General features: G+C 73.1%; 6 protein-coding genes. 3 read left to right on the forward strand and 3 right to left on the reverse strand.

The features are described 5' to 3' along the window. The first annotated feature begins 105 nt into the window (after positions 1-105). A complete protein-coding gene (locus ACFWYS_RS33715; protein WP_384776951.1) occupies positions 106-906 on the forward strand; it encodes a VOC family protein in 801 nt (266 codons plus the stop codon). Positions 907-970: 64 nt separating this feature from the next. Here ACFWYS_RS33715 and ACFWYS_RS33720 read toward each other — a convergent pair whose 3' ends face one another. From ACFWYS_RS33720 to ACFWYS_RS33730, 3 genes are all read right to left on the reverse strand, one after another. Further along, a complete protein-coding gene (locus ACFWYS_RS33720) occupies positions 971-2,092 on the reverse strand; it encodes a carbohydrate kinase family protein (protein ID WP_384776955.1) in 1,122 nt (373 codons plus the stop codon). Between the two features lie 132 nt (positions 2,093-2,224). Further along, the gene (locus tag ACFWYS_RS33725; protein ID WP_384776958.1) at positions 2,225-3,514 is read right to left on the reverse strand and encodes a glucarate dehydratase family protein; all 1,290 of its coding nucleotides are present in this window, start codon (positions 3,512-3,514) and stop codon (positions 2,225-2,227) included. Continuing rightward, a complete protein-coding gene (locus tag ACFWYS_RS33730) occupies positions 3,511-4,407 on the reverse strand; it encodes a 5-dehydro-4-deoxyglucarate dehydratase (protein WP_384777116.1) in 897 nt (298 codons plus the stop codon). Before ACFWYS_RS33730 ends, ACFWYS_RS33725 begins: the two co-directional genes overlap by 4 nt. Positions 4,408-4,582: 175 nt before the next feature. On the opposite strand from ACFWYS_RS33730, the gene ACFWYS_RS33735 reads away from it, so the two are divergent. Further along, complete coding sequence (locus ACFWYS_RS33735) at positions 4,583-5,368, forward strand: IclR family transcriptional regulator (protein ID WP_384776961.1); 786 nt, start codon at positions 4,583-4,585, stop codon at positions 5,366-5,368. Between the two features lie 233 nt (positions 5,369-5,601). Next, a complete protein-coding gene (locus ACFWYS_RS33740; protein ID WP_384776964.1) occupies positions 5,602-6,789 on the forward strand; it encodes an MFS transporter in 1,188 nt (395 codons plus the stop codon). Positions 6,790-6,837 lie beyond the last annotated feature (48 nt).

The following is a 6,837-nucleotide window of genomic DNA, read 5'->3' on the forward strand; positions in this document are numbered from 1 at the left end:
TGCACAACTGGAGCCGGTCCACTCGGCTTCCGAGCGGATCCGACGGGCGGTTGTCGGTGCCGGGTGTCAGGCTGGGGTGGTACGTGTCTGCGAAAGGGCATCGTCATGATCACCACTGACCTCACGCCCGGCTCGCCCTGTTGGCTCGACCTCGGCGCACCCGATGTCCGGGGCGCCGCGGCCTTCTACGGCGCGGTGCTCGGCTGGGAGTTCGAGTCCATGGGCGACTCGGAGGACTTCCAGGGCGGGATGTTCAAGAAGGACGGCAAGACCGTCGCCGGGCTCGGCAAGCTCACCGAGGAGGGGGCGCGCTCGGCCTGGATGATCTACTTCACCGTCAGCGACGCGGATGCCACGACCCGGACGGTGCAGGAAGCCGGCGGCACCGTGCGGGTGGCGCCGATGGACCTTGAGGACTGGGGTCGGATGGCGCAGTTCAGCGACCCGCTGGGCGGCCAGTTCGCCGTCTGGCAGCCGGGGAAGAACTCGGGCTTCGAGCTGGCCGACGAGACGGGCTCGCTGTCCTGGACCGAGCTGTACACCAGCGACGCCGGGGCCGCCAAGGAGTTCTACGGCACCGTCTTCGGCTGGCAGTACGGCGACATGGAGCTGCCGGGCGGTGGGGGTACGTACACGCTGATCACTCCGGCCGGGCAGCCCGCGGAGCGTATGCAGGGCGGGCTGATGGAGCTGCCCAAGGAGAACCTCGCGCTGTCCGGCGGGCAGCCGTACTGGCACCCGGTCTTCAACGTCGACGACTGCGACGCCGCGGTCGCCAGGGTCACCGAGAACGGCGGCAGCGTGCAGATGGGGCCGGACGACGCGGAGGGCGTGGGCAGGCTGGCCGTGTGCCTCGACCCGTCCGACGCGGACTTCGTGGTGCTGAAGCCGGCGCCCCCCAGCTGAGCCAACGGTCCACGCTGAGCCCGCGGTCCACCGGGGAGCCCGCGGTCCACCGGGGCGGGACCCTTCACGCCGACCGGCGGAACCCGATCGTCGGCACCGCCCGCCGCAGCGGCCAGGGTCTCTCCTCCTGCGGCACCAGGTCCGCCAGGAACGCGTACCGGCGCAGGGCCTCCGGGTCCTGCGCCTCCAGCGACTGCACCTTGCGCCACCACGCCCCGATCTCCGACCAGCCGGGCGCCGACAGCGACCCCCCGAACTCCTGGACGGAGAGCGCTGCCGTCAGACCCGCGAAGGCCACCCGGTCGGCGAGCGGCCAGTCGGCCAGGGTGCCGGTGACGAACCCGGCGACGAAGACGTCACCGGCACCGGTCGGATCCAGGGCCTCCACGGCGATGGCGGGGACCACCGCCGTCTCCCCGGTCCTGCCGTCCACCGCGTACGCGCCCTCCGCGCCGAGCGTGACCACCGCGACCGGGACATACGCGGTCAGGGCGTGGGCCGCCTCGCGGGGGCACTCGGCGCCCGTGTACCGCATCGCCTCCTGCGCGTTCGGCAGGAACGCCTCGCAGTGCTCCAGGTCTGCCAGCCCCGCCAGGTCCCACGCCCCGGTGTCGTCCCAGCCGACGTCGGCGAAGATCCGGGCGCCCTTGCGCGCGGCCTGCGCGATCCAGGAGGCCCGTTTGCCCGGCACCAGGGAGGCCACGGCGGCACGCGCGCGGGGCGGGCAGTCCGGGGCCGGCTCCTCCGGGGGCGGCTCATGGCCGTGGGAGACCATCGTGCGCTCCCCCTCGTAGGCCATCGACACCGTCACCGGCGAGTGCCAGCCCGGCACCGTGCGCGACGGCGAGAGGTCGATGCCCTCGCCGTGCTCCAGCGCGTCCCAGCAGTACTCGCCGTAGTGGTCGTCGCCGAAGGCCGCCGCGAGGGACGTCCTCAGGCCGAGGCGGGCCAGTGCCGTCGCCATGTTGGCCACGCCGCCGGGGCTCGACCCCATGCCGCGCGCCCAGGACTCGGTCCCGCGCACCGGGGCCGAGTCGAGGCCGGTGAAGATGATGTCGAGGAAGACCGTGCCCGTGAGGTACACGTCCCAGGGCGGGTCGGCGGGCGTGCGCAGGCCGGCGAGGGGGTCGACCTGGGCCCGGCGGTACGGCCCCCCTGACTTGGACGACGCGGTCGGCGTGGTCACGGTGCGCTCCCTGACGTGGTGCTGATCTGGCCAGTGTGCACCACACCACCGACAACGCCACCGGATCACCGACAACGCCGCCGCGATCCTGCCCGGCCCCCTTTCGGGGTCACCGGCGAGGCACCTCCACGGTCACCAGCGAGGCACCGAAGGCGTCACCCACCCCGGCTCGGCGATCCGCATCGCGGCCGCGTCGTCGCGGTCCCTGAGCGAGCCGTCGTCATCCAGCCACCGCCGGTGCAGCTCGGCGAGCCGTTCCCGGTCCAGCTCGACGCCGAGGCCGGGCGCGTCCGGCACGGTGACCTTGCCGCCGTCGAAGGTGAGGCGCTCGGTGAGGACGTCCTCGGACTGCCAGGGGTAGTGGGAGTCGCAGGCGTGGTGGAGGTTCGGCACGGTCGACGCCACATGGGTCATCGCGGCCAGCGAGATGCCCAGGTGGGTGTTGGAGTGCATGGACACCCCGACGCCGAACGTGCGGCAGATCGCCGCCAGCTGCTGGGTGTTGCGCAGCCCGCCCCAGTAGTGGTGGTCGGAGAGGACGACCTGGACGGCGTCCCGGGTGAACGCCTCCTTGATCTCCGCGAACGTCGTCACGCACATGTTGGTCGCCAGCGGCACCCCGGCCCGCGCGGCGACCTCGGCCATGGCGGCCGTACCGAGGGCCGGGTCCTCCAGGTACTCCAGGACGTCCCCGAGCTCCCGCGCCACCTCCAGCGAGGTCTCGACGGACCACGCCCCGTTGGGGTCGAGCCGCAGCGGGTGCCCGGGAAAGGCCTCGGCGAGCGCCCGTACGGCCGCGATCTCCTCGTCCGGCGGGAAGACACCGCCCTTGAGCTTGAAGGACGTGAACCCGTACCGCTCCTTGAACCTCCGCGCCTGCTCGACGACCCCGGCCGGGTCGACGGCGGCCCCCCAGTCGTCCTTCTCCGCGCGCACGCCCTCCGGATGCCCGGCCCACCGGTAGAACAGGTACGCGCTGTACTCGACGGCGTCCCGCACCTTGCCGCCGAGCAGCGCGTGCACCGGCAGCCCGAGCGCCTTGCCGAGGGCGTCGAGACAGGCCACCTCGAAGCCGGAGACGACGGACAGCCGCAGCTTGTCGGCGGTCTGGACCCCGCGCAGTCCGCCGACGTCGACCTGGCCGGACACCCGGGACCGGTCGACGGCCACCTCGTCCGCGATGACGAACAGGCCGTTCAGATCCCCGACTTGACGACCGATCAGCTTCTGGGCGAACGGCCTGGCGAGCTCCAGGTACTTGGTGTCGCCGTACGTCTCACCGGCCCCGACGACCCCTCCCGCCGTCTCGACCTCCACGATCAGCCGGGGCGTGTAGGGCTGGTGGACGCCCTGGGTGTTCAGCAGGGGCGGGTCGGCGACCAGGATCGGGGTCAGGCGGACGTCGGTGATCGTGAGGTTCACAGTGCGGCTCCTACGAGGTCGAGGCCGGTCGCGAGCAGGGTGCGCAGGTCGGCCAGGTCGGCGTCCGACGGGTCGGTGAGCGGGGCGCGTACGGGGCCGACGGGGCGGCCGCGCAGCCGGGCCGCCGCCTTCACCAGGGACACGGCGTATCCGGGCACCCGGTCGCGGAGTTCGACCAGCGGGACGTAGAAGTCGCGCAGCAGCTTGTCGACCGTGCCGTGGTCGCCGTCCTGGAGGGCGGCGAAGAAGGCGTTCGCGATCTCGGGGGCGAAGGCGTGGACGGCGGAGGAGTAGGCGGGGACGCCGACGGCGGCGTAGGCGCGGGCCTGGATCTCGGCGGTGGCGGCGCCGTTGAAGAAGAGGAAGTCCTCGGGGGCGGCGAGGGTGAGGCGCTGGAGGCGGTCGAGGTCGCTGTGGCCGTCCTTGAGCCCGATGACGCCGGGGATGCGGGTGATCCGCCGCACCGACTCGACGGTGAAGGCGACCTGGCCCCGCTGGTAGGCGATGAGCGGCAGGCGGGTGCGGGCCGCGAGCTGCTCCAGCTGGCCGACCAGGCCGTCCTGCGGGGCGGCGACCAGGTAGTGCGGCAGGACGAGGAGGGCGTCGGCGCCGGCCTCCTCGGCGATCCGCGCGAACCGGGCGGCCTGCGCCCAGCCGTACCCGGTCCCGGCGACGACGGGCAGGCGCCCGCCCGCCTCCTCGACGGCGACGGTGACGACCTGCCGGTACTCGTCCTCGTCCAGCGAGAAGAACTCGCCGGTGCCGCAGGCGGGGAAGATCGCGCCGGGTTCGGTGGCGAGCTGGGCGGCGACATGGGCGCGGAAGCCGTCCGGGTCGAGGGAGCCGTCGTCGTGGAAGCTCGTGAGCGGGAACGACAGCACGCCGCGCGCCATGCCGTCCCGCAGCCGCCGGGCCGTGTGCGTATCGCCGTTGTCGACCGTATCGACACTCACCTTCGCCCATCTCCCTATGTAGACGTCATCCATGTATGAAAATGGAGATTAGATACGCGAACGCGGACCGTCAATGGCGCCGTCTCCCCACGGTCGCTCCGATTACCATCGCCCCATGTCAGAGACAGGCGGCGTCCGCGAGGTGAAGTCCGCGGCGCGGACGGTCGAGTTGCTGGAACTCCTCGCCGCACGCGGCGACCGTCCGGCACGTCTGCAGGAGCTGGCCGACGAGCTGGACGTGCCGCGCAGCTCCATGTACGCGCTGCTGCAGACCCTGATCTCCCGCGGCTGGGTCCGCACCGACGTCACCGGCTCGCTCTACGGCATCGGCATCCACGCCCTGCTCACCGGCACCAGCTACCTCGACTCCGACCCGCGCGTCCGCGTCGTACGCCCGTATCTCGACGAGGCGTCCCAGGCGCTGGGCGAGACGATCCACATGGCGCGCCTCGACGGCCGGGACGTGGCGTATCTGGCGACGCGCGAGTCGCACGAGTACCTGCGGACCATCAGTCGCGTCGGCCGCCGGCTCCCGGCCCACGCGGGCGCCCTGGGCAAGGCGCTGCTCGCCGAACGCCCCGACGCCGACCTGCCCGAGGGCCCGTACGAGACCCTCACCCCCAACACCCACACCACCCGCGACGCCCTCACCGCCGACCTCGCCGAGGTGCGTGCGCGCGGCTACTCGGTCGACCGCGAGGAGGGCGTCCCCGGCATCGTCGGCTTCGGCTTCGCCCTGCGCTACGACACCCCGGCCCAGGACGCGATCAGCTGCTCGGTGCCGGTGGCCCGGCTGTCGGCGGGGCACGAGGAGCGGATCGTCGCGGTGATGCGGGAGATCAGGGCGAAGATCGAGGCGACGGTGCCCGGTGGCGGCGGGTCGGTGCATTGGCGCAGGTGAGAGCGCCTGCGAAGGCACTCTGAAGGCGCCTGCGAAGTCCGTCGAGCGCGACCTCGTCTACCCCCCACTCCCCACCCCAAACAGAACGTGCCTTAGATCACACCGTTCCCACTTTTTCGCGCGTCCCCCCGCTTGATACAAATTCTCCGCGCGTTCCTGTCCGTCGACGGCCTGCGCTCCTCCCCCTCTTGGCTCCTCTTGAGCCGCTCCTTTCGCATGCCCTGGGAACGCCCGTGTTCGCCCCCCGCACCATCCCCTGGCCCCTCGTCGCCCTTTTCACGGCCGGGTACCTCGCTCCGTATCTGCTGCCGACGGTCGTCGGCAGGCTCGACTCCGGACTTCCGCTCTCCCCGACCCAGGCCGGCGCCGTCGGCAGCGCGCTGCTGCTGAGCTCGGCGTCGGCGGGCTTCCTGCTGGCCTCCCGCGTCGAACGCGTCGGCGCCCGCAGGCTGGCCCGGACCGGCCTCGCCCTGGCCCTGTTCGGCTATGGCGGCGCCGCACTCACACCCGCCGTACCGGCCGTCGTCCTCGGCGTCCTGATCGGCGGCTTCGGATCCGGTACGGTCACGGCGGTCGCCGCCACCCGGATCGCCGCCCAGCGCGACCCGCACCGGGCCACCACGGTCGGCCTGCTCGGCGTCTCCGCCCTCGCGGGCACCGTGTATCTGACGGTGCCGCACCTCGGTCCGGGCCATGGTCAGCCGCTGGCCGCGATCGCCCTCACCGCACTCGCCGTATGGCCCCTGACGGGCCGTCTGCCGTCGGTCACCGTCCCGCGGCCGCAGGCGGTCCGGGCCGCCTCCGACCTCCCCCACCGCCGCCCGGGTCTGACCCTCGCCGTCTGCATGCTGTGCTGGTCCCTCGTCCAGAACTCCCTGTGGGGCGTCAGCGGCCGGATCGGTCTGTCGCAGGCGCAGCTGACCGAGGCCACGGTCGGCGTGGTGTTCGCCGTGGCGCTGGGCGCCGGGCTGCTCGGCGTCACCGGGGCGGGCGCGCTCGGCCCGCGCCTCGGGCTCGCGCTGCCGATCGGCGGCGGTACGGCCGTCATCGCGGCCTGCGTCGTGCTCAGCGCGTCCGCCACCGACCTGTCGTCCTTCGCGACCGGAGAGATCGCGTGGAACACCCTCTACCCGATCGTCCTGTCGTACGTCATCGGCCTCGCCGCCTCCCTCGACGGGCGCGGCCGCTGGGCGGTGCTCGTCGGCTCGGCCTCGTCGCTGGGGACGGCGGCGGGCCCGCTGACCGGCAGCGTGCTGTCGGCGCAGGCGGGGTTCCCGGTCATGGGGGCGGTGCTGGCGGTCGGGCTGCTGGTGGTCGCCGTACCGATGACGGCGGTGGCGCTGGGCGTGGGCAGGCGGCCCCTGCCGGTCGTGGAGATCCCGGTGGAGGCCCCTGCCTACGACAAGGCGACGGCGGCCTAGGGGGGGGCGGGGGCGGGCGGCGCGGGTGGGGGGGGCACCAGAGACGGC

The organism is Streptomyces sp. NPDC059010, assembly GCF_042740355.1.
GTDB lineage: Bacteria > Actinomycetota > Actinomycetes > Streptomycetales > Streptomycetaceae > Streptomyces.